20 protein-coding genes are annotated in these 22,318 nt (G+C 35.6%); 6 read left to right on the plus strand and 14 right to left on the minus strand.

Annotation, left to right across the window (positions count from 1 at the left end; genetic code table 11):
• Positions 1–49: 49 nt before the first annotated feature.
• The 7 genes from rodA to ICJ85_RS11820 all read right to left on the minus strand — a co-directional run bounded on the left by rodA (position 50) and on the right by ICJ85_RS11820 (position 7,940).
• On the minus strand, positions 50–1,327 hold the full coding sequence (rodA, locus tag ICJ85_RS11790) for a rod shape-determining protein RodA (protein ID WP_188223994.1): 1,278 nt from the start codon (positions 1,325–1,327) through the stop codon (positions 50–52).
• Positions 1,320–3,263 (minus strand): penicillin-binding protein 2, encoded by a 1,944-nt coding sequence (gene mrdA / locus ICJ85_RS11795; RefSeq protein WP_188223995.1) that lies wholly within the window; start codon positions 3,261–3,263, stop codon positions 1,320–1,322. Before mrdA ends, rodA begins: the two co-directional genes overlap by 8 nt.
• Positions 3,264–3,767, minus strand: coding sequence for a rod shape-determining protein MreD (locus ICJ85_RS11800; RefSeq protein ID WP_188223996.1), 504 nt, complete (start codon positions 3,765–3,767; stop codon positions 3,264–3,266).
• Positions 3,760–4,584, minus strand: coding sequence for a rod shape-determining protein MreC (gene mreC, locus ICJ85_RS11805; RefSeq protein ID WP_188223997.1), 825 nt, complete (start codon positions 4,582–4,584; stop codon positions 3,760–3,762). The genes ICJ85_RS11800 and mreC overlap by 8 nt, the downstream gene beginning before the upstream one ends.
• 11 nt (positions 4,585–4,595) lie before the next feature.
• Entirely contained in the window at positions 4,596–5,624 is a 1,029-nt protein-coding gene (locus tag ICJ85_RS11810) for a rod shape-determining protein (protein ID WP_188223998.1), read from the minus strand.
• A gap of 170 nt (positions 5,625–5,794) precedes the next feature.
• A complete protein-coding gene (purH, locus tag ICJ85_RS11815) occupies positions 5,795–7,327 on the minus strand; it encodes a bifunctional phosphoribosylaminoimidazolecarboxamide formyltransferase/IMP cyclohydrolase (protein ID WP_188223999.1) in 1,533 nt (510 codons plus the stop codon).
• Positions 7,328–7,484: 157 nt separating this feature from the next.
• Complete coding sequence (locus ICJ85_RS11820; protein WP_188224000.1) at positions 7,485–7,940, minus strand: GAF domain-containing protein; 456 nt, start codon at positions 7,938–7,940, stop codon at positions 7,485–7,487.
• Positions 7,941–8,017: 77 nt separating this feature from the next.
• Between ICJ85_RS11820 and xrtF the strand changes: the two genes are divergently transcribed.
• Positions 8,018–8,569 carry an exosortase family protein XrtF gene (xrtF, locus tag ICJ85_RS11825; protein WP_188224001.1) on the plus strand — a complete coding sequence of 184 codons (552 nt, stop codon included), beginning with the start codon at positions 8,018–8,020 and terminating at the stop codon, positions 8,567–8,569.
• Positions 8,562–8,993 (plus strand): exosortase F system-associated membrane protein, encoded by a 432-nt coding sequence (locus ICJ85_RS11830; protein WP_188224002.1) that lies wholly within the window; start codon positions 8,562–8,564, stop codon positions 8,991–8,993. Before xrtF ends, ICJ85_RS11830 begins: the two co-directional genes overlap by 8 nt.
• A gap of 61 nt (positions 8,994–9,054) precedes the next feature.
• Here ICJ85_RS11830 and groL read toward each other — a convergent pair whose 3' ends face one another.
• The 7 genes from groL to miaB all read right to left on the minus strand — a co-directional run bounded on the left by groL (position 9,055) and on the right by miaB (position 15,822).
• Positions 9,055–10,686 carry a chaperonin GroEL gene (groL, locus tag ICJ85_RS11835; protein WP_188224003.1) on the minus strand — a complete coding sequence of 544 codons (1,632 nt, stop codon included), beginning with the start codon at positions 10,684–10,686 and terminating at the stop codon, positions 9,055–9,057.
• Positions 10,687–10,717: 31 nt separating this feature from the next.
• Positions 10,718–10,993 carry a co-chaperone GroES gene (locus ICJ85_RS11840; RefSeq protein ID WP_188216614.1) on the minus strand — a complete coding sequence of 92 codons (276 nt, stop codon included), beginning with the start codon at positions 10,991–10,993 and terminating at the stop codon, positions 10,718–10,720.
• A gap of 147 nt (positions 10,994–11,140) precedes the next feature.
• Positions 11,141–11,494 carry a preprotein translocase subunit SecG gene (gene secG, locus ICJ85_RS11845; RefSeq protein WP_188224004.1) on the minus strand — a complete coding sequence of 118 codons (354 nt, stop codon included), beginning with the start codon at positions 11,492–11,494 and terminating at the stop codon, positions 11,141–11,143.
• The gene (locus tag ICJ85_RS11850; protein ID WP_188224005.1) at positions 11,494–12,471 is read right to left on the minus strand and encodes a hypothetical protein; all 978 of its coding nucleotides are present in this window, start codon (positions 12,469–12,471) and stop codon (positions 11,494–11,496) included. Before ICJ85_RS11850 ends, secG begins: the two co-directional genes overlap by 1 nt.
• A gap of 39 nt (positions 12,472–12,510) precedes the next feature.
• On the minus strand, positions 12,511–13,020 hold the full coding sequence (locus ICJ85_RS11855; RefSeq protein WP_188224006.1) for an LptE family protein: 510 nt from the start codon (positions 13,018–13,020) through the stop codon (positions 12,511–12,513).
• 69 nt (positions 13,021–13,089) lie between these two features.
• Complete coding sequence (locus ICJ85_RS11860) at positions 13,090–14,364, minus strand: sigma-54 interaction domain-containing protein (RefSeq protein ID WP_188224007.1); 1,275 nt, start codon at positions 14,362–14,364, stop codon at positions 13,090–13,092.
• A gap of 9 nt (positions 14,365–14,373) precedes the next feature.
• On the minus strand, positions 14,374–15,822 hold the full coding sequence (miaB, locus tag ICJ85_RS11865; RefSeq protein WP_188224008.1) for a tRNA (N6-isopentenyl adenosine(37)-C2)-methylthiotransferase MiaB: 1,449 nt from the start codon (positions 15,820–15,822) through the stop codon (positions 14,374–14,376).
• 153 nt (positions 15,823–15,975) lie between these two features.
• On the opposite strand from miaB, the gene ICJ85_RS11870 reads away from it, so the two are divergent.
• The 4 genes from ICJ85_RS11870 to porK all read left to right on the plus strand — a co-directional run bounded on the left by ICJ85_RS11870 (position 15,976) and on the right by porK (position 22,241).
• Complete coding sequence (locus ICJ85_RS11870) at positions 15,976–16,758, plus strand: hypothetical protein (RefSeq protein WP_188224009.1); 783 nt, start codon at positions 15,976–15,978, stop codon at positions 16,756–16,758.
• Positions 16,759–16,895: 137 nt separating this feature from the next.
• Positions 16,896–19,397: a type I DNA topoisomerase gene (gene topA / locus ICJ85_RS11875; protein WP_188224010.1), complete on the plus strand. Its 2,502-nt coding sequence runs from the start codon at positions 16,896–16,898 to the stop codon at positions 19,395–19,397.
• A gap of 162 nt (positions 19,398–19,559) precedes the next feature.
• Entirely contained in the window at positions 19,560–20,726 is a 1,167-nt protein-coding gene (locus tag ICJ85_RS11880) for a formimidoylglutamase (protein WP_188224011.1), read from the plus strand.
• Positions 20,727–20,888: 162 nt separating this feature from the next.
• Positions 20,889–22,241 (plus strand): T9SS ring complex lipoprotein PorK/GldK, encoded by a 1,353-nt coding sequence (gene porK / locus ICJ85_RS11885; protein ID WP_188224012.1) that lies wholly within the window; start codon positions 20,889–20,891, stop codon positions 22,239–22,241.
• The last annotated feature ends 77 nt before the right edge of the window (positions 22,242–22,318 follow it).

Raw genomic sequence — 22,318 nt, forward strand, 5'->3', positions numbered from 1 at the left:
CCCATTATGGGGTTTCATAAAATTACGTTTGATAAAAGCCAATTTCTGGCTACCACTCATTGATTCTGTTTGAATCTAATTTTATAAAGATAAATATTAAAATGGTAAATGCCCAAAGCCCCGATCCTCCGTAGCTAAATAGAGGTAATGGAATACCAATTGTTGGAATTAATCCCATAACCATACCAATATTTATAAAGAAGTGGACAAAAATAATAGCCGCTACACTGTAACCATAAACGCGACTAAACTGCGATTTTTGTAATTCTGCTAAATGTAGAATCCGTAATAATAATAGAACAAATACAATAACAACGAGCGAACTTCCTAAGAACCCCCATTCTTCACCAACCGTACTAAAGATATAATCGGTGTGTTGTTCGGGAACAAATTTACCTGTGGTTCGTGTACCTTCCATAAATCCTCGTCCTGTGAAACCTCCAGAGCCAATAGCTTTTTCAGATTCGTTTAGGTTGTAGGCAAAGGTTTTTTTCATTCGTTCTAGTTTTTCAGGGTCTTTTTCTAAGCGTAGCCATAAACTAATACGGTCTTTTTGGTGTGGCTGAAGTACCGAATTGTAAAAGAATTTTATTCCGAAAGAGACGCCTGCAGACAAAAGAAAAGCCAAAATAAAAACCAATAGGTTTGATTTTCTTCGGTTAAAGAAATAGTATCCAAAGATTAAAATACCTGAAATAAACGTGGTTATTAAACCACCAAATTTTAGGGATAAAATAGAAAGTATAATGAGTGAAATCCCAATGTTTAAATAAAATTTAGGTAAACCTTCTCGGTATAAGACAAAGAAAAAGGCACCGTATACAATGGTACTTCCTGTGTCGTTTTGAAGCAAAACCAGAACTGCTGGAATAATAATAATTATAAAAACCTGTATCTGGTCTTTAAAGGTCTTTATATTGGTGTTTAGGTCACTAACATATTTAGCAACAGCCAGAGCTGTGGCGGTTTTAGCAAACTCACTGGGCTGTATGGTCATGCCTCCAATACCGTACCAGGAAGTTGCACCATTTACATTTTTACCAAATACAAACAATCCCATGAGGGAGAGCATCGAAATAATGTAAATAACACTTGAAAACCGTTCATAAAACTTCGCGTCAATAGCAAGGAGCAGAACGATAAGAGCAAATGTTAAGAAAATAAAGATTAGTTGCTTGCCATAAGGTTGTGAGAAATCAAAATAATTAATCTCCTCTCCAATATGAGAAGCCGAGATAATATTAATCCAACCAAAGCCTGCTAATAGTAGAAAAAGAATAATAGTAATCCAGTCAAATTTAAAATGTCTGTTCGTGTTTCTAACCATTAATGTTTTGGTTGTTAAGTTTGGCTAATTCTTCTTTAAGTTCTTTGTATTCTTCTGGAGATACTTGCTCTAGTGTAGTATTTCGGTTAATGCCAAAAGGTTCTCCTGAATAAGGTTTTTCATATTCATGTTCTAACGTATGTCGTAACAACCAGTCTTCTAAATCGGTACGGGTAATTTCACCTTTTAGATGTTTTTCAATAAGTAAACTGGCTACTCGTCCTGCAAAACGACTTCCCCAGTACCCATTTTCAACAAAAACAGCCAAAGCAATTTTAGGATTGTCTTTAGGGGCAAAGGCCACGAAAATGGAATGGTCGGTAAGTTGTGTTCTTGTGCTATCTATTGTTGTGAAATTTTCTACCGTACCCGTTTTTCCACAAATCTCAATATCCGGAACTTGTAAAGCAGAGGCTGTACCTTGTTTGTAAACTTGTAGCATGCCTTCTATAACCGGTTCAAAATTTTCCTTATCAATTGTGGTATGTTTAGGTGTTGTATACTTTTCCGGAATGTCTTGACCTTCAATTTTTTTAATGATATGTGGTGTATAAAAATAACCTCTGTTCGCTATAGCTGCTATCATATTTGCTAATTGAATAGGGGTTGTGGCCACCTCTCCCTGACCAATAGCATTCGATATGGTATAAGTAGAATAAAAGGTATTTGGATATACGTATTTGTAGTAATCACGATCTGGAATCCTACCTTTTTGACCAATTTGTAAATCGTACCCCAAAAAGTTACCTAAACCAAAACTTTTAGCATGGGAACTCCATTTATCAATACCCTCGGAGGCGTTTCCGTTTTTATCTAATATTTTTCTATAAGCGGTTGCAAAGTAAGCATTGCAAGAGTGCATAATACCGCCTACCATGTTATTCCTGGTGCCATAAGCACAGTGGCACCCCATAACGCGCCCACCATAATGATAACCTCCATTACAGGTTACAATTTCATTTGGAGTCATTACGCCTTCCTGAAGTGCTATTAAGGCATTCATTAATTTAAAAGGAGAACCAGGTTCATAGACTCCTTGCAAACTTCTGTTGAAAAGGGGCTTGGCAATGGAGTCTCTAAATAATTTGGTGAAATTTTTAGAACGTTCTCGCCCAACCAGTAAGTTCGGATCGAAGGAAGGAGCAGCAATCATAGCCAAAATCTCTCCAGACGAAGGTTCTAATGCAACGATACCACCGCGTTTATTACGCATTAATAATTCGCCATAGGCTTGTAATTCGGCATCAATGGTAATGGTAATGTCTTTGCCTTGTACAGGAATGGTGTCGTAGATACCATCTTTATAAGGGCCGATGTTTCTATTAAATCGGTCTTTTTGAATAAATTTTATGCCTTTTACACCACGCAGAATTTCTTCATAAGAGGCTTCGACACCTTCTCTACCAATTAAATCTCCGGATTTATAATATGGGTCATTTTCCATATCACGATTCCTTACTTCACTAATGCTACCTAAAACATTAGCACCAATAGACGTCTGATAATGTCTTAAAGAACGTTTTTGGATATAAAACCCTTCAAACTTTCGCATTTTTTCCTGTAAAACTGCGTAATCGGCCTTTGATAATTGAGGAATGAATACGTATGGTAACCTCGGGGAATAATTATAGGCTTCTTTGTATTTTTCTTTAAAGCGTTCTTTGTCTATTTTTAAAAGCGAACAAAACTCTAAGGTATCTAGTGGTTTTACTTCACGAGGAATCACCATCACATCGTAGGATGGCTGGTTTGATACTAATAGTTCGCCATTACGGTCGAAAACAAAACCGCGCTTCGGATAATCGTAAACTTTTCTAATGGCATTGTCTTCAAATAAATTGTTACTATTTGGATTGTAGATTTGAAGATAAAAGAGCCTAGAAATAAACAATAATCCTGCTAGAACTATAACAATGTAAAGCAAAAATTGTCTCATCTATTTTTTTCTACTAAAAATAATGGTTGCCAGAATACATAATAAAATAGTAAATATACTAGAGAATAACGTTTTCTGAAGTACTAAAATTATTTTTGAAGCATTAAATATTTCTAAAGAAAACAATACAAAATGATGTACTAAAGTTAATATGGAAATATAAGTGAATTTCGATCCGAATTCTACATTATCAAATTTAATGGTTTGGTGTTCGTACATCATTCCGAACGAGAACTTCAAAATTAATGGTCTTGCATAAGCTATAAACACACTGGCCGCTGCATGAATACCACCTGAATCCTGAAATAAATCAACCGTAAGTCCTATTAAAAAACTTAAAAAGATGATTAACATGCGATTGTTTTTTACAGGAAATAGTAAGATGAATAAAATGTAAGGATACGGATTAATGTAGCCTAAAAAATTAATATGGTTACATATAAGTACCTGTACCAATACTAAAATAACAAAGCGGACGATATTTGAGTAAGCGGCATTATTCATTGGTTCTTCCGCTTAATAAGTTTTTAATTTCAGATTTGTCGGTATTTTCTATAATATAAACATGCTCAAGATTGGTCATGTCGTTAAAAAGCTTCACGTTAATTTCATAGAAATTCTCGGCATTGTCCAGTTTAAAATTATCAACAACACCAACAGGAATTCCTTTTGGGAAAATAGAAGACATGCCAGTTGTTACAATCGTATCGCCTTTGGCTACCGGAGCAATTTTTTGAATATCGATAAGCTGTGCAAATTCCGGATCCTTGCCATTCCAGGTTAGGGAACCGTAATGATTCGTTTTCTTTAATTGCGCACTAATTTTAATTGTGCTATTTAATACAGAAATAACGGTAGCGTAATTTCGACTTGTTTTATTAATAACACCAATAATACCTTTTGAAGAAATAACCCCGAAATCTTCTTGAATACTATCTTTAGAACCTTTATTTATTAAAAGCACATTGTCGGTAGCCGAGTAGTTGTTTTTTATAATATTAGCAGTTCTAAACTTGTAAATATGATTAACGCCAAGGGTGTCTAAAAATACAGAGTCTTGTTTTGTATTCGAATTGTAAAGCAAGTTTTTCAGACGATTGTTTTCTTCAGCTAATATCTCGTTTTGAGATTTTAAATTGAAATAGCCGTTAATGTTGCTTACAGAATTGTAAACACCACCTGTTAAAAAGTTTGCTGAATTTATAAACTTACTCTTGTGATACGAATGCGACTGAATTGTAAAAAAAAGAGAAATACCAAACAGCAACAAGAACAACAAGAAGTTTTTGTTTCTTATTATGAAATTAATAATCTGTTGCATGTTTTATCCGCCTATTTTATCAATACACTTTTGTATTTAGGTAAATTTTTAAGTGTAATTCCTGTACCTCGTACTACGGCTCTTAATGGATCTTCGGCGATATAAACTGGTAAATCTGTTTTTTGAGATAAACGTTTGTCTAAGCCTCTTAACATCGAACCACCACCGGCAAGATAAATACCTGTGTTGTAAATATCTGCAGCTAACTCAGGCGGTGTTTGCGATAAGGTTTCCATAACCGCATCTTCAATTCGTAAAATAGATTTGTCTAAAGCCTTAGCGATTTCACGGTGCGAAATAGAAACCTGTTTTGGTTTCCCTGTTAATAAGTCACGGCCTTGAACGCTCATATCTTCTGGAGGCAACTCTAAATCTTCGGTTGCAGCACCTATTTGAATTTTAATTTTTTCAGCAGTACGTTCACCAACATATAAGTTGTGTTGCGTACGCATGTAGTAAACAATATCGTTTGTAAATACGTCTCCCGCAATTTTAACAGATTTGTCACATACAATACCTCCTAAAGCGATTACGGCGATTTCGGTAGTACCACCACCTATATCAACAATCATATTTCCTTTAGGTTGCATAATATCTACACCAATACCAATTGCCGCAGCCATTGGCTCGTGTATTAAGTAAACCTCTTTACCATTTACACGTTCGGCACTTTCTTTTACCGCACGCATTTCAACCTCTGTAATACCTGATGGAATACAAACTACCATACGTAATGCAGGCGTAAAAAACTTCTTTTTTAATGCAGGTATGTTTTTAATGAACATACTAATCATTTGCTCAGAAGCATCGAAATCTGCAATAACTCCGTCTTTTAACGGACGAATGGTTTTAATATTCTCATGGGTTTTTCCTTGCATTAAACTGGCTTCCTGTCCGACGGCAATAATTTTTCCAGATACTCTATCACGAGCAACGATAGAAGGTGCATCAACAACAACTTTGTCGTTGTGAATAATTAATGTGTTGGCAGTACCTAAATCTATTGCGATTTCTTCGGTTAGGAAGTCAAAAAATCCCATGGGCAATTAAATAATTTTTGAGGTTTAAAACGTTTCTCGTAAATGTAGTAAAAGTTAATAAATATATTAAGGTTTAAATGCCTACAAATTTTAATAAATTCGTACTTAGTTTAGTTATACGAGATTTATTAAGCCTTAGACTATTTAAACCTTAATATTTATGTGTTTATTTAGTGTTTAAAGTGACGCGTTCCTGTAAATACCATGGCCACATCGTTATCGTTACAGTAATCGATGCTTAATTGGTCTTTAATAGAACCTCCTGGTTGAATAACCGCTTTAATACCTGCTTTGTTTGCAATCTCTACACAGTCAGGGAATGGGAAAAACGCATCACTTGCCATTACTGCACCATTTAAATCGAAGTTAAATGAGTTAGCTTTGTGAATCGCTTGTTCTAAAGCATCAACACGACTTGTTTGCCCAGTTCCACCAGCACATAATTGTTTGTTTTTAACTAAGATGATGGTGTTAGATTTTGTGTGTTTACAGATTTTAGAAGCAAAGATTAAATCTTCTAATTCTGCTTGTGAAGGTTTGTTGTTAGTTACATAAGTCAACCCTTCAATTGTATCTGTTACGCTATTTCTATCTTGAACAAGAATACCGTTTAAACAACTTCTAACGTTAGTTTGCGGTAATTCTACATCGTTAAGCACAAGAATGATTCTGTTCTTTTTGCTTTTTAAAATCTCTACAGCTTCATCATCGAAGGCTGGAGCGATAACTACTTCACAGAATAAGCTGTTAATTTCTTCAGCAGTTGCTTTATCGATAGTTGTGTTACTGATTAAAACACCACCAAAAGCAGAAACAGGATCTCCAGCTAAGGCATCAACATAAGCCTGGTGAATGGTTTCACTTTGTGCAAAACCACAAGCGTTGTTGTGTTTTAAGATAGCGAATGTAGGCGCTTCACCTTTAAATTCGTTAATTAAGTTAACTGCAGCATCAACATCTAAAAGGTTGTTGTAGCTTAATTCTTTTCCGTTAAGTTTGGTAAACATCGCATCGAAATCTCCGAAGAAGGATCCTTTTTGGTGTGGGTTTTCTCCGTAACGTAATGCCTTACCGTTGGTTTCGCTAATTTTTAAAACCACCTCTTCTTGATTTTGGTTGAAGTAGTTGAAAATAGCAGAATCGTAGTGAGATGATACGTTAAATGCTTTAGTAGCAAAACGTTTTCTATCTTCTAATGAAATACTTCCGTTGTTTTTAGAAATGATTTCTAAGAATTCCGCATAGTCATCAACTGAAGCTACACAGGTAACATCTGCAAAGTTTTTAGCAGCAGCACGAATTAACGAAATACCACCTATATCGATTTTTTCAATAATGTCTTGTTCGCTAGCGCCTGAAGCAACTGTTTTTTCAAACGGATATAAATCAACAATAACGACATCGATTTGAGGGATTTCGAAATCCGCCAATTCTTTAACGTCACTTTCATTATTTTGTCTGTTTAAAATACCACCAAATACTTTTGGGTGTAAGGTTTTAACTCGACCACCAAGAATAGATGGGTACGATGTAATTTCTTCAACAGGAACGACATCGATACCTAAGTCGTTAATGAATGTTTGAGTTCCTCCAGTAGAGTAGATGGTTACACCTTGTTCGTTTAGTTTTTTTACGATTGGCTCTAAACCGTCTTTACTAAATACTGAAATTAATGCTGATTTTACTGTTTTTTCGTTGCTCATTTTTCTAAACTAGTTATAAAGTGCAAAAGTAGTTATTTTTTGCTCAAAAACAGACTTAGAAATGTCGAAAAAACACGGATATTTTTTTGCTTAAAAATCAGGTGAAAAACACCTGTTAATTAAACTTAAAACGTAAGTGTTTTAACTAAAAATTCGATTATAAAATGGATGCTACCTGAGCGCATATAAATTCTAAAAAGCGTTCGTCTGCTTCGGTAAATGGGTCTGGTGTGTTCGAGTCGATGTCGATTTGTCCAATATTTTCCCCATTAACAAAAACAGGAATTACGATTTCGGCTTTAACGGTAATGCTACAAGCAATGTAGTTGTCTTGCGCAGCAACATCGGGCACGACAAAATTTTTGTTACTAACAGCGACTTGTCCACAGATGCCTTTTCCAAAAGGAATAATAGTATGATCTGTTGGTGTACCAACATAAGGACCGAGCTTTAATTCTTCTTTGTTGCCGTTTCTAAAATAAAACCCAACCCAGTTGTAATAACTAACATTAGCTTCTAAAAGTTCACAAATATTTAAAAGGCGCTCGTCAACCGTTTTGCTGGTGTTCGCAATTATAGTTTCTATCTGTGGTTTTAGGGTTTCAAAAATCATAATTCAAAAGTTTTGGTAAAAGTATTTAAAAAGCTGTAATTTCGGATTGTGGTTTAAAGGAATTTTAACGTTATCATTTGAAAGCACCTCTATTAAAATACAAACTCGTTATAAAATTTATTCTCACCTTTTTATTGGTGTATGTGGCTTTGTCGTTAGGGTATAAGTTTTACTTACAATTTTCTAATGGGTCCTTGTATTATCCGGATTATATAACGCATTTAGTGGCGGTACAATGTCAGGATGTGTTACAGACTTTAGGGTATCAGGTTGAAATGATTCCTCACGATAGTGAACCTTCTATTAAAGTTATTTTAAATGGAGTTTATATATCTAGAATTATAGAAGGTTGCAATGCGTTTAGCGTGATTATCCTTTTTATATCATTTATTGTAGCCTTTGCTTCAGATTTTAAAACCACTATTATTTATATGTTGCTGGGGAGTGTTTTAATTTATGTGGTGAACCTTATTCGTATTGTGATTATAAATTTAGGGTTGTATTATTATCCTGAATACGAATCGATATTACATGAAATTATATTTCCTGTAATTATTTATGGTATGATGTTTTTGCTTTGGGTATTTTGGGTGAATCGGTTTTCTAAAATAAAACATGTAAATGCCTAAAATTTTAAACTATATACTACTTGTTGTTTTATTTGGATTACTGATTATAATTCGTGCATTTGAGAGCGATTTGTTTTATGATCCGTACTTGACTTTTTTTAAAAACGACTATTTATATATCGATAGTCCAAGGCGTGAGTTGGCAAAGCTTGTGTTTTATACCAGTTTACGATTTTGGTTGAATACTTTTGTGTCGTTAGGAATTTTGTATTTGTTTTTTAAAGATTGGTCAGTTGTTAAGTTTTCGGTTCTCTTTTATGCCGTGGCTTATATTGTATTAATTTTAATATTCCTCTATTTTGTTATCAATCCGAGACAAGAAGATTACTATTTATTTTTTAATTTCAGAAGATTTCTGATTCAGCCAATACTACTGTTGCTCTTGTTACCGGCGTTTTATTATTATAAATTAAATAAGGTTTAAAACAAAAAAAACGCTTCAATATATTGAAGCGTTTTTAAAAATTTATCTATGGCGTTAGCCATTACATCATGCCTGGCATTCCGCCGCCACCCATTGGAGGCATAGCTGGAGCATCTTCTTTAATGTCAACTAAGGCACATTCTGTTGTTAAGATCATTCCAGAAACTGATGCTGCATTTTCTAATGCTACACGCGTTACTTTCTTAGGATCGATAATACCAGCCTTAAGCATATCTACATAAGCTTCAGATTTAGCATCGTAACCAAAGTCTTTTTCGCCTTCTAGTACCTTGTTTACAACTACGCTACCTTCACCACCTGCATTTTCGACAATAGTACGTAATGGCTCCTCGATTGCACGAGCAACGATTTGGATACCTGTAACTTCGTCTAAGTTTTCAGTAGTTAATGATTCTAAAACAGCTTTTGCTCTTACTAAAGCAACACCACCACCGGCAACGATACCTTCTTCTACAGCAGCTCTTGTGGCATGTAAAGCATCATCAACACGATCTTTCTTTTCTTTCATTTCAACTTCACTAGCAGCACCAACGTAAAGCACCGCAACACCTCCAGCTAATTTAGCTAAACGCTCTTGTAATTTTTCTTTATCGTAATCGCTAGTCGTTGTTTCAATTTGTGCTTTAATTTGGTTTACACGTGCTTTAATGTTATCAGCATCACCAGAACCATTCACAATTGTTGTGTTGTCTTTGTCGATGGTTACGGTTTCAGCAGTACCTAACATGCTTAAATCGGCATTTTCTAAAGTAAATCCTCTTTCTTCAGAAATTACAGTACCACCAGTTAAAATAGCAATGTCTTCTAACATAGCTTTACGTCTATCTCCAAATCCTGGCGCCTTTACAGCAGCGATTTTTAAACCACCACGTAATTTGTTAACTACTAAAGTAGCTAGAGCTTGTCCGTCTACATCTTCAGCTATGATAACTAATGGACGGCCAGATTGTGCAACTGGTTCTAATATTGGAAGGATTTCCTGTAAGTTAGAAATCTTTTTGTCGAATAATAAAATGTATGGATTTTCTAAATCGGCAATCATTTTATCGGTGTCTGTTACGAAGTAAGGCGATAAGTAACCTCTGTCGAATTGCATACCTTCTACAACGTCAACATAAGTATCCATACCTTTAGCTTCTTCAACAGTAATTACACCTTCTTTACCTACTTTAGAGAAAGCTTGTGAAATTAATTCACCAATAGTGTCATCGTTGTTTGCTGAAATTGCAGCAACTTGTTTGATTTTTTCAGAAGAGTTACCTACCTCTTGAGACTGCGCTTCAAGGTCTTTAGTAATTGCTTCTACAGCTTTATCAATACCACGTTTTAAATCCATTGGGTTAGCGCCGGCAGCAACGTTTTTTAAACCTTCTTTTACGATAGATTGTGCTAAAACAGTAGCAGTAGTTGTACCGTCACCCGCTAGATCGTTAGTTTTTGAAGCTACTTCTTTCACCATTTGAGCGCCCATGTTTTCAAGAGCATCTTCTAATTCAATTTCTTTAGCTACAGAAACACCATCTTTAGTTACATGAGGTGCTCCAAAGCTTTTTCCGATGATGACGTTACGTCCTTTAGGTCCTAAAGTTACTTTTACAGCGTTAGCTAATGCATCAACACCACGTTTTAAACCGTCGCGTGCTTCAATATCAAATTTTATATCTTTTGCCATTTTTATTTATTGTTTTTGAGTTTTTAAGAAATTAAATGATTGCTAAAATGTCGCTTTCACGCATTATTAAATAATCTTTACCTTCTAATTTTAATTCTGTTCCAGCATATTTTCCATACAACACAGTATCGCCAACTTGCACGGTGATAGGCTCGTCTTTAGTTCCTTTACCGGCAGCTATAACAGTTCCTCTTTGTGGCTTTTCTTTAGCGTTGTCTGGAATAATAATTCCTGAAGCTGTTTTAGTTTCAGCGGCAGCTGGTTCAATAAGAACGCGGTCTGCTAATGGTTTAATGTTCAATGCCATTTGTATATATTTTTAAGTTTAAAAATTAATGTTTATTGCGTATTGCCTATTCTAAAAGTGTGCCAATAGTGGTTAACTGACAAACTTGCAGCAACAAAAAATGCCAACTTGAAAAGTTGGCATTTTTTTATATTGATGTCGCATGTTTTACTCAGCAGTCCCGTCAGCAGGTGTCGCAGTATCGTCAGCAGATTGCGTCGGATTTGGTAAAGGTTGTGCTGTTGTTGTGTCAGCATCTAAAGCTTTAGAATCTGCAGCTTCACCACCTCTGTTAATAGCCATATTAGATAATAAGATTAATACTAATAAAAGCGTTGCTAACGTCCATGTACTTTTGTCTAAAAAGTCGGTTGTCTTTTTAACACCACCTAATTGTTGTGTGCCACCGCCACCAAAAGAAGAAGATAATCCGCCTCCTTTAGGATTTTGTACCATAATAACTACGATTAGTAAAAACGCTACTATAACGATTAATGCTAAAAATATTGTAAACGTGCTCATTATTCTATTTTATTTTGTTCTTGTAATTGTTGTACTGCTTTAATTTGGTTTGCAAAGAAACTATTTTTTTCTGGATATTTCAAACTTAAAATTTTATAAGATTGAATTGCCTTTTTATAGTTCTTTTGTTCTACATAAATTCGAGCTAAAGTTTCTGTCATTAAGGACTCTGGCTGTATCATCTGTGCCTTGGCCAAATTCCCTTTCGTTGCCGAACTTTTTGTTGGGTTAATTTTAGGGTTTTCCTGAATGAATTTATCTATTAATTCAAACTTTTTTTCTCGCTCAGAATCGTCTGTAGTATTGGATTCGTTTGCGGGTGCTTCAGTTTTAGATTCAGAAACACTTTCCGGTATAGGAGGTGTGGTTTCTTCTACTGGAGCTTCACTACGATCTATAGGTTTAAAGCGGGTAAGCTGTAACCATTCGTTAAACGAGTGGGTCTCATTTTGTGAAAATTCGAAGGGTTTCCCAATATTTAATATTTCTTCAGGCGACGTCTTTTCTTTTGAGGTTTCCTTAGGTGTTTCAGAAGTTGACTCTATATGCTTTTTTGAAGGGCGCGTCTCTTTTGGTTCGAACAGGGTAGGGTCTAAAACGCCAGTAGTATCCTTTACCTGTTGTTGTAAATTATCGTCAAATTCAACGCGTCGATTTACAGAGATATCTTCGTAGTCAACCTCAATATCGTAGACATTTGAAATGTTCTGTTTTATAGACTCTGAAATTTCGTTTTGAAGAAATACATCAGAGGTTATAAAGTCGAACAAAATGCTACGATCGGTAGTGTATGCAGCCGTAGTTTTTAATTCCTGATTATATTTAAAACTACTCTGGTCTTTTAAACCTTTAAGGTAGATGGCTCGTGCCGGTTGAAAATACGGGAATTCGTCAATGATAGATTTTACCGCTTCAGTCTGCTCATGAGTTATAGACTGCGGATGCTGAAGAATATATGTAAAATCTGTTGGGTTCATTGGCTTAGCCAAATTTAATAATTTTTTATTATCAAATAATTACCACTTAGCAAGTGTGGCATTAAAGATATCCTGAGTTAAACGCTCAAATATTTCTTCGTGAGCTGTTGTTTTTTGAGATCCGGTAAGCATTGCTGAACCATCGTAATCGTAGAAGAAGGAGAAGCTTTGTTCTAAATCGTCTTCTTCCTTTTTCTTATTAAAAAATCTAACCTTTACACTAATTGTTAAACGGTTTTGAGCCGCTCTATTATCTGAAGTGGCTGTAGTTGGAGATACACGGTAGTCGGTAATTTCGCCTTCGTATAATAAATCTCCATTAGTGGTTACCAAACTTAAATTGGTTTGGTTTTGTATTAAATCCTGTAAAGCGTTTTGGAATTGTAAATCTAAACCAGGCTCAAATAATAGGGCTGTGTTTTCAAAACGATTTACCTGGAATGTTTTAACGTTAGCCGGTACCGATGCGCCTGTAAAAGAGTAAATGCCACAATTAAACAATGTTATGCTTAAAGCGAAAAATGATAAGTAGATAAGGTGTTTTTTCATGTTCTATTAACGTTGTTCGATGTGTTATGTTTGAGTGTAAAACGTTTCATCTTTCAACGGTTGTTTGCTTTACAAATTGTACTGTTTGATTTTTCGGTATAAAGTACGTTCGCTAATACCTAATTCGGCTGCAGCTAATTTACGTTTTCCGCCGTGACGTTCAAGTGATTTTTTAATTAATTCCAGCTCTTTGTCTTGTAGGGATAGCGTTTCTTCCTCTTCAATTTCTTCAGCAAAATGATATTTATCGGTAATAGTTTCTGGAATGTCATGGTGAATGTTGTGCTCAGGAATTGAAAGTAACTCATTATTTGAAGGAGTTACATCTTCCTCAAAAATGGCATCGTCTTCATCGCTATCACCGTAAATTTTTTGAATTAAGCCCTCGTGACTTTTTTCAACATCTTTGGTGTTGCCACTTTTCATTAATTCAAGCGTGAGCTTCTTTAAATCGTTTAAATCGCTTTTCATGTCGAAAAGCACTTTGTAAAGAATTTCACGTTCGCTGCTGAAATCGCTCTCTGATTTTGAGGTTTTAATAACTGCCGGCAAATTAGACGAACTGTTAGGGAGATAACTCACCAAAGTTTCAGCCGAAATCGTTCTGTCTTGTTCCAAAACCGACAATTGCTCAGCGATGTTGCGTAACTGTCTGATATTACCACTCCACCTGTAATTCATTAAGGTTTGCACAGCGGCATCGGTTAATTTGATGGTTGGCATTTTGTATTTTAAAGCAAAATCGCTGGCAAATTTCCTGAATAACAAATGAATGTCCTCCTGACGCTCACGTAAAGGCGGCAAATGAATTTCTACGGTACTTAAACGGTAGTATAAATCTTCACGAAATTTTTCTTTTTCGATAGCTTCAAACATATTCACGTTTGTTGCAGCTACAATACGTACGTTGGTTTTTTGAACCTTACTGGATCCTACTTTTAAAAATTCACCATTTTCCAAAACACGAAGCAAACGCACTTGAGTGGTTAAGGGCAACTCACCAACTTCATCTAAAAAAATGGTTCCGCCATCGGCTACTTCAAAATACCCTTCACGAGTTTGTGTGGCTCCGGTAAAGGCACCTTTTTCGTGACCAAAAAGTTCACTGTCTATAGTTCCTTCTGGAATAGCACCACAGTTTACTGCAATGTATTTGTTGTGTTTTCGGTGGGAAAGCTGATGTATGATTTTTGGAATACTCTCTTTACCAACACCACTTTCACCAGTAACCAAAACCGAAATATCGGTTGGGGCTACCTGAATTGCTTTTTCGATGGCGCGATTTAGCGCAGGTGTATTACCTATAATGCCAAATCGTTGTTTTATAGCTTGAACAGATTCCATAAATTATTATTAGTTATTTTCTGAATAGCCTACAGCTTCACCAATTAAAGTGGTGCTGGTACAGTCGGTGATTTTTACATTAACAAAATCGCCTGGTTTGTAATCGCCTTTTGGGAAAACAACCACTGTGTTTTGGCTATTACGTCCAGACCAGTGTTCGCTTGAACGTTTTGAAAGTTTTTCAATAAGCACTTCTTCAATTTTACCTAAATGCTGTTTGGTGCGGTAGAAGCTGTGTTCTTGTTGTAACTCAATAATTTCCTGCAAACGACGTTTTTTAGTGTCTTCAGGAATATCGTCTTCCATTTTTCTTTCAGCTAAAGTCCCTGGACGTTCAGAATAAGCAAACATGAAACCGAAGTCGTATTTTACATATTCCATTAAACTAAGTGTATCTTGGTGATCTTCTTCGGTCTCGGTAGGGAAACCAGAAATCATATCCTGTGAAATAGCACAGTCTGGAATAAGACGTTTAATGTTATCTATTAATTCGAAATACTCTTCGCGGGTATGCTGGCGGTTCATTTCCTGTAAAATACGGTTGCTACCACTTTGTACTGGAAGGTGAATGTATTTACAAATATTTCTGTGTTTTGCCATAGACTCAATTACATCTAAAGTCATATCCTGAGGATTAGATGTTGAGAAACGGAAACGCATTTTAGGGAATGTCGTGGCGCACATGTCTAATAGTTGAGCGAAGTTTACCGCTGTTGCTTTTTGGATATCGCTGGCTTTTTCAAAGTCTTTTTTAAGTCCGCCGCCATACCAAAGGAAACTATCTACATTCTGACCAAGAAGCGTAACTTCTTTAAAGCCTCTGTTCCATAAATCGGTGATTTCTTCCATGATACTTTGTGGATCTCTACTGCGCTCACGACCGCGCGTAAACGGGACCACACAGAACGTACACATATTATCGCACCCACGTGTAATAGATACAAAAGCCGTTACGCCGTTGGTGTTTAAACGCACTGGAGCAATATCACCGTAAGTTTCTTCTTTAGATAGAATGACATTAATAGCGTCTCTACCTTCTTCAACTTCGGATAATAAATTCGGTAAATCTTTATAAGCATCAGGACCTACAACAAGATCCACGATTTTTTCTTCTTCTAAGAATTTTGTTTTTAAACGCTCAGCCATACAACCTAAAACCCCAACCTTCATACCTGGGTTGTGTGATTTTTTTACGGCGTTATATTTTTCCAAACGTTTGCGAACGGTTTGCTCTGCTTTATCACGAATAGAGCAGGTGTTAACCAGAACTAAATCGGCATCTTCTAAGTTTTGCGTCGTGTTATAACCTTGCTCTGTAAGAATAGAAGCAACAATCTCACTATCACTAAAATTCATTTGGCAACCATAACTTTCAATAAAAAGTTTACGCGTATTGCCGTCTTTTTGGTTAAGTACCAAAGTTTCTCCTTGTTTGTTTTCGTCTATAATTTTCTCCATAACTATCTAGATCACACGTGTCTCTCAATAAGCATGCAAAGATACAATTAATTTATTGTTTCTGACAAAGTGTCAGAACTTAAATAAATAATAATTTTTGTGAAATAAGACAGAAAATAGTTACTTTGACTATACACTAATCAAAAATACTAGATGAATACAACTACGACGTTATTAGAAAAAATAGCTCAGGCTAAAGATTTAGACTTTGGAAATATCTTTAGTGAGTCTATTGAATTGTTTAAGAAAACCTGGGTTCAGGGTTTTTTAATGCAATTATTTACCTTGATTGTTATGCTGCCAATTCTTATTGTTTTTTACATTCCGTTTATAACAATGATGATTGCGCAACAAAATAATGGATATGGCGATACACAGGCCATCGATAATTTTATGGCGGGAATTTCGGTTATCTACGTGTTGTTGGTTTCTGTTGGTGCAGTTCTATTAGGAACTTTAACCATAGCCATCAATGCTGCTTTTTTCCGAATTATAAAAAAACTGGATTATGGAGAAGCAACCACGACATCAGATTTCTTTTATTTCTTTAAAATGAATTATTTGTCGAAACTGTTTGTGTTGCTTTTAGCAACCGTTGGAATTTCAATTGTTGCGGCATTATTATGTTATCTACCTTTAATATATGTTATGGTGCCGATAACGTTTTTTAATTTAATTTTTGCCTTCAACCCAGAGTTAAGTGTTGGAGATATTGTGAAGGCGAGTTTTAAATTAGGGAATAAGAAATGGCTTATTACATTTGGTTTAATTATAGTAGCATCATTATTAGCTCAAATTGTAGGGTTTTTACTTTGTGGAATTGGGGTGTTAATCACAGCTCCTTTTGTATATCATCCTACCTATTTAATATATAAACACGTTATAGGTTTTAATGAAACACACGTTATCGATGAAATAGGAACATCGGTAGAATAAATTGTAAAATGAATTAAAAAGCCCGTTTTTTACATGTTGAAAACGGGCTTTTTTTATATATATTAGGGTAGATATTATGTGAAATTAGGCAGATAAACTTTTTTTCATATACATTTGTACCCTCAAAAAATCGAAGTATGGCGAAGAATTTAGTAATTGTAGAGTCACCTGCCAAGGCAAAAACTATTGAAAAATTTTTAGGAAAAGAATTTAAAGTAGAGTCAAGTTTTGGGCATATTTCAGACCTTCCTTCAAAGGAATTAGGTGTGGATGTTGAAGGTGATTTTAGTCCAAAGTATGAAGTTTCTAAGGATAAGAAAGCGGTTGTAAAAAAACTGAAGGACTTAGCTAAGAAAGCCGAAATGGTTTGGTTAGCAAGTGATGAGGACCGGGAGGGAGAGGCTATTGCATGGCATTTGGCGGAAACTTTAAAATTGGATAAAGAAAAAACAAAACGTATTGTTTTTCATGAGATTACTAAAACAGCTATTCAAAAAGCGATTGAAAACCCAAGAGGTATTGATTACGATTTAGTTGATGCGCAACAGGCACGTCGTATTTTGGACCGTATTGTAGGTTACGAATTATCTCCGGTGCTTTGGCGTAAAGTTAAAGGCGGATTGTCGGCTGGTCGTGTGCAGTCGGTTTCGGTGCGATTAATTGTAGAGCGTGAGCGTGATATTCAAAACTTCACTCCAGAGGCGTCCTATAGAATTGATGCTGAGTTTTCAAATGAAAACGGACAAGTATTCAAAGCTAAACTTCCAAAGAATTTTGAGACCAAAGAAGAGGCTTATGCCTTTTTAGAATCTAATGCAACGGCCGATTTTAAAGTTGCCGAATTAGATAAAAAGCCTGCTAAAAAATCGCCGGCAGCGCCATTTACAACTTCTACATTACAACAGGAAGCTTCTCGTAAGTTATATTTTTCGGTAAGTAAAACCATGACCTTAGCACAACGCTTGTACGAGTCGGGATTAATTACCTATATGAGAACAGATAGTGTGAATTTATCTGATGAAGCACGTCAGGGAGCGCAAGCTGAAATTGAGAAAGCATATGGTTCTAAATATAGTAAACCAAGAAATTATGTTGGAAAAGCTAAAGGAGCTCAAGAAGCTCACGAGGCCATCAGACCAACAAGTTTTGCAACACATTCTGTAGATCTTGATCGTGATCAAGCGCGTCTATACGATTTAATCTGGAAACGTGCTATTGCTTCTCAAATGAGTGAGGCAGAGTTAGAGCGTACTAATGTTAAAGTGAGCGCATCTACACACAAGGAATTATTCACGGCTAATGGAGAGGTGATTACTTTCGATGGGTTCTTAAAAGTGTATTTAGAAGGTACCGACGACGAAGATGTAGAGCAAGAAGGTATGTTACCGGCAATGAAAGTAAATGAAACCTTACTTAATAAGTATATAACGGCGACAGAGCGCTATTCGCGTCCGCCAGCACGTTTTACTGAGGCGTCTTTAGTTAAGAAGTTAGAAGAGTTGGGTATTGGCCGTCCGTCTACTTATGCGCCAACAATTTCAACAATTCAGAATCGTAATTATGTTGAAAAAGGAACGGTTGACGGAACAGAGCGGGATTATACGCAACTGACTTTAAAAGAAGGGGCTTTAGCGACAAAAGTATTAACAGAGAAAGTAGGTTCAGATAAAGGGAAGTTAGTGCCAACGGATATTGGTATGATTGTAACAGACTTTTTGGTAAATCACTTCGAATATATATTAGACTACAATTTTACAGCGAAAGTAGAGGAGGATTTCGATGAAATTGCTGAGGGGAAAGTAGATTGGTCTAAAATGATGAAAGACTTCTATAAAGATTTTCATCCGCAAGTTCAGGATGTTCAGGAAAATGCCGATAGAGAATCTGGAGAGCGTATTCTTGGTGTAGACCCAAAAAGTGGGAAACAGGTAAGTGTGCGTTTAGGTAAGTTCGGGCCAATGGTTCAAATTGGTACTGCCGATGATGAAGAGAAGCCGCAATTTGCAAGTTTAAGCCCAGATCAGCAATTAAATACCATTACGTTTGAAGAAGCTATGGATTTATTTCAGCTTCCAAAAACTTTAGGAACTTACGAAGGAGAAACCGTTGAGGTTAACAACGGGCGTTTTGGTCCTTACGTAAAATTTGGTTCAGCTTATGTGTCATTACCTAAAGGACAGGATCCATTAAGTGTTGAACTGGATGATGCTATTGTTTTAATTAAAGAAAAGCAGGAAGCTGACGCACCAATATATTATTACAAAGAATTACCTGTTCAAAAAGGGAAAGGACGCTTTGGGCCTTTCATCAAGTGGAACAATATGTTCATTAACGTGAATAAAAAATACGACTGGGATAACTTGTCTGATGAAGATATTGTAGAGCTTATCGAAACTAAAATTCAAAAAGAAATCGATAAGGTTGTGCATAACTGGGAAGACGAAGGTATTAAAGTTGAAAAAGCGCGTTGGGGTAGACATAATGTTATTAAGGGTAAAGTTAAAGTGGAATTAGCCAAAACAGTAGATGTATCTGAAATGACTTTAGATGAGGCTAAAGCTATTATAGAGGCTAATGCACCTAAAAAGAAAACGGCTAAAAAGACAACAAAAAAGAAAACAACAGCTAAAAAGAAGTAATTTTCAGTTGAAGGATTAGTAATTATCGATTTCTTAAATTAAGAAATTATAATTATTGCTAGTTTATTTTTATGTTTACAAAGTATAAAAACTCATTTATTCTAATGATATTTGTAAGTAAACTAATCAAAAGTAAGCTAACCAATAAATTACTAACCCCGCATGAACTTTAATTTTTTCACGCCTGTTTCAGATTTGGTTTTAGCTCATAACGAGTTGCTTTCTCCGCAAGCCTTAGGAAAAAAGATTAAAATTCATTCTGCGAAAAAAGGATTCCCTGATTTAAAAGGTGTAAATATTGCTGTATTTGGCGTTCTCGAAAATCGAAATGACGTCAATTATATAGGAGAAACATTTCAGTTAAACGAAGTCCGAAAAACATTTTATAGTTTGTTTCCAGGGAGTTGGAACACAATTATTGCCGATTTAGGAGATATCGAACGCGGCGAAACCGTTGAAGATACTTACTTCGCATTAAAAACAACCGTTAGTGACCTTATAAAGCAAAATGTTATTCCTGTAATTATTGGAGGAACACAGGATTTAACATATGCAACTTACAGAGCTTATGATAATATTCAGCCAATGGTGAATTTGGTAAGTGTGGATTGTAGGTTCGATTTAGGAGATTCTTCAAAGCCCATAAAGAATAATAGTTTTGTAGGTAAGATTATTTTAGATGAGCCCTATAATTTATTTAATTATGCAACAATAGGTTATCAAACCTATTTTAATTCGCAGGAGGAAAAGGACCTGATGGATAACCTGTATTTTGAATCTTATAGGTTAGGTGAGGTATCTAATAATATTACCATTGTTGAACCGGTTATGCGAGATGCTAATATGGTTAGCATCGATTTGTCGTCTGTTCGTGGCTCTGAATTGAGTTTGAAGCAAAAATTTTCTCCAAACGGATTAGATGGTAAAGAAATTTGTGCCATGTCGCGCTACGCTGGTATAAGTAATAAAGTGTCTTCTTTTGGAATATATGAGTATAAAGCATCGAAAGATGATGAAATGACATCAATGTTAATTTCTCAGATATTATGGTACTTTATTGAAGGTGTTAACTGTAGGGTTAACGATGAAGATTTTTCAGATGATAATTCTTATCAGAAATTTATAGCATTGGTAGAAGATCAGGAATTGGTGTTTTTTAAAAGTGTAAAGACTGGAAGATGGTGGATTGAGATTCCTTTTTTATCAAATGTTAATAATAAATTAAAAAGACATACGTTATTACCTTGCATGCATCAAGATTATATAGATGCTTGCCAGAATAAGGTGCCTGAGCGCTGGTATAAAGCGTTCCAAAAGAATAGTATTTAACATTTGTTACCGCTTAAAGGTTGTGTTTTATCGATAAAATGCCTTTTTTTTACGATGAAACGTATTTTTTTCCTTTAAAAAGTTGTTTTTTAAAAAATATATAAATATGTTTACGCTCTCAATAACGAAGCTTAAATAATTAACCTCGAGTTTTCTATGGATATGAAGAAGTTTATATTATTAACCGCAGTAATGACTTTGCTTGCTAGTTGTGGCTCTAACGACAAGGGTGAACTAGTGGGTGTACAAGGAAAGAAATGGCATCCGGAAAAGCCATACGGAATGGAATTAATACCGGGTGGATCATTTATTATGGGTAAGGCCGACGATGATTTAGCTGGTGTGCAAGATGCTCCTGCTAAAACCGTTACAGTACGTGCCTTTTATATGGACGCTACTGAAATTACAAACAGTGAGTACCGCCAATTTGTAAATTGGGTTAGAGACTCGATAGTAAGAACTAAACTTGCTATTTTGGCGGACGAGGTTGGTAAAGTACCTGGCGATGGTGGTATTGGTGAGTATGCATTTAAAGATGCCGATACTGCGAATATGACAGTTTACGAAAAATACATGTTCGAAAACTACACAGGTTTAGGTCCAACAGGTTACGAGGGTCGTAAATTAAATAAAGAAATGGAATTAATTTACGATACAGCCGAATATCCAGACGAATTTTACGCTGAGGTTATGGATACCATGTATCTGCCAATGGAAGAATCATATAATGGTCAACGTACTTGGGATGTAAAGAAATTTAAATTCCAGTACAATTATATGGATATCCAGGAAGCTGCGAAAGCAAGAGGTGTAAAGCGTAGCGATGTTATTAAAAAGGAAGAAATAGAAGTGTATCCAGATACAACAGTTTGGATTAGAGACTTTGCATATTCTTATAATGAGCCAATGCATAACGATTATTTCTGGCATGATGCTTACAGTGAATATCCTGTAGTTGGTGTTACCTGGAAACAAGCTAAGGCTTTTTGTGAGTGGAGAACTATTAACAAGAATGGCTACCAAAAAGATAGAGGAGCGCAAATGGTAAACCGTTTCAGATTACCATCTGAGGCAGAGTGGGAATACGCTGCGCGTGGTGGTCTTCAAGCTGCAACTTACCCATGGGGAGGTCCTTACACTAAAAGTGATAGAGGCTGTTTTATGGCAAACTTTAAGCCAGTACGTGGAGATTACGCTGCAGATCAGGCCTTATATACTGTAGAGGCTAAATCTTACGAGCCGAACGATTATAATTTATATAATATGGCTGGTAACGTTGCAGAATGGGTAAATGCATCATACGATCCGTCATCTTACGAGTATACATCTACAATTAACCCTAACGTTAACGATTATGAAAACCAACGTAAAGTAGTTCGTGGTGGGTCTTGGAAAGATGTTGCTTATTATTTACAAGTAAGTTCAAGAGATTTCGAATATGCAGATTCTGCAAGAAGTTATATTGGTTTCAGAACCGTTCAGGATTACATGGGGACACAGGTAACTGGAAAATAAGAAGCTAATCAACAGAAAATCTTAATTATCAAATCATAAACAAAACAACAACCTATTAATTAACCTACTTAAGTAAT

Origin of the sequence: Aestuariibaculum marinum, assembly GCF_014596975.1 — a bacterium.
GTDB classification, from domain to species: Bacteria; Bacteroidota; Bacteroidia; order Flavobacteriales; family Flavobacteriaceae; genus Aestuariibaculum; species Aestuariibaculum marinum.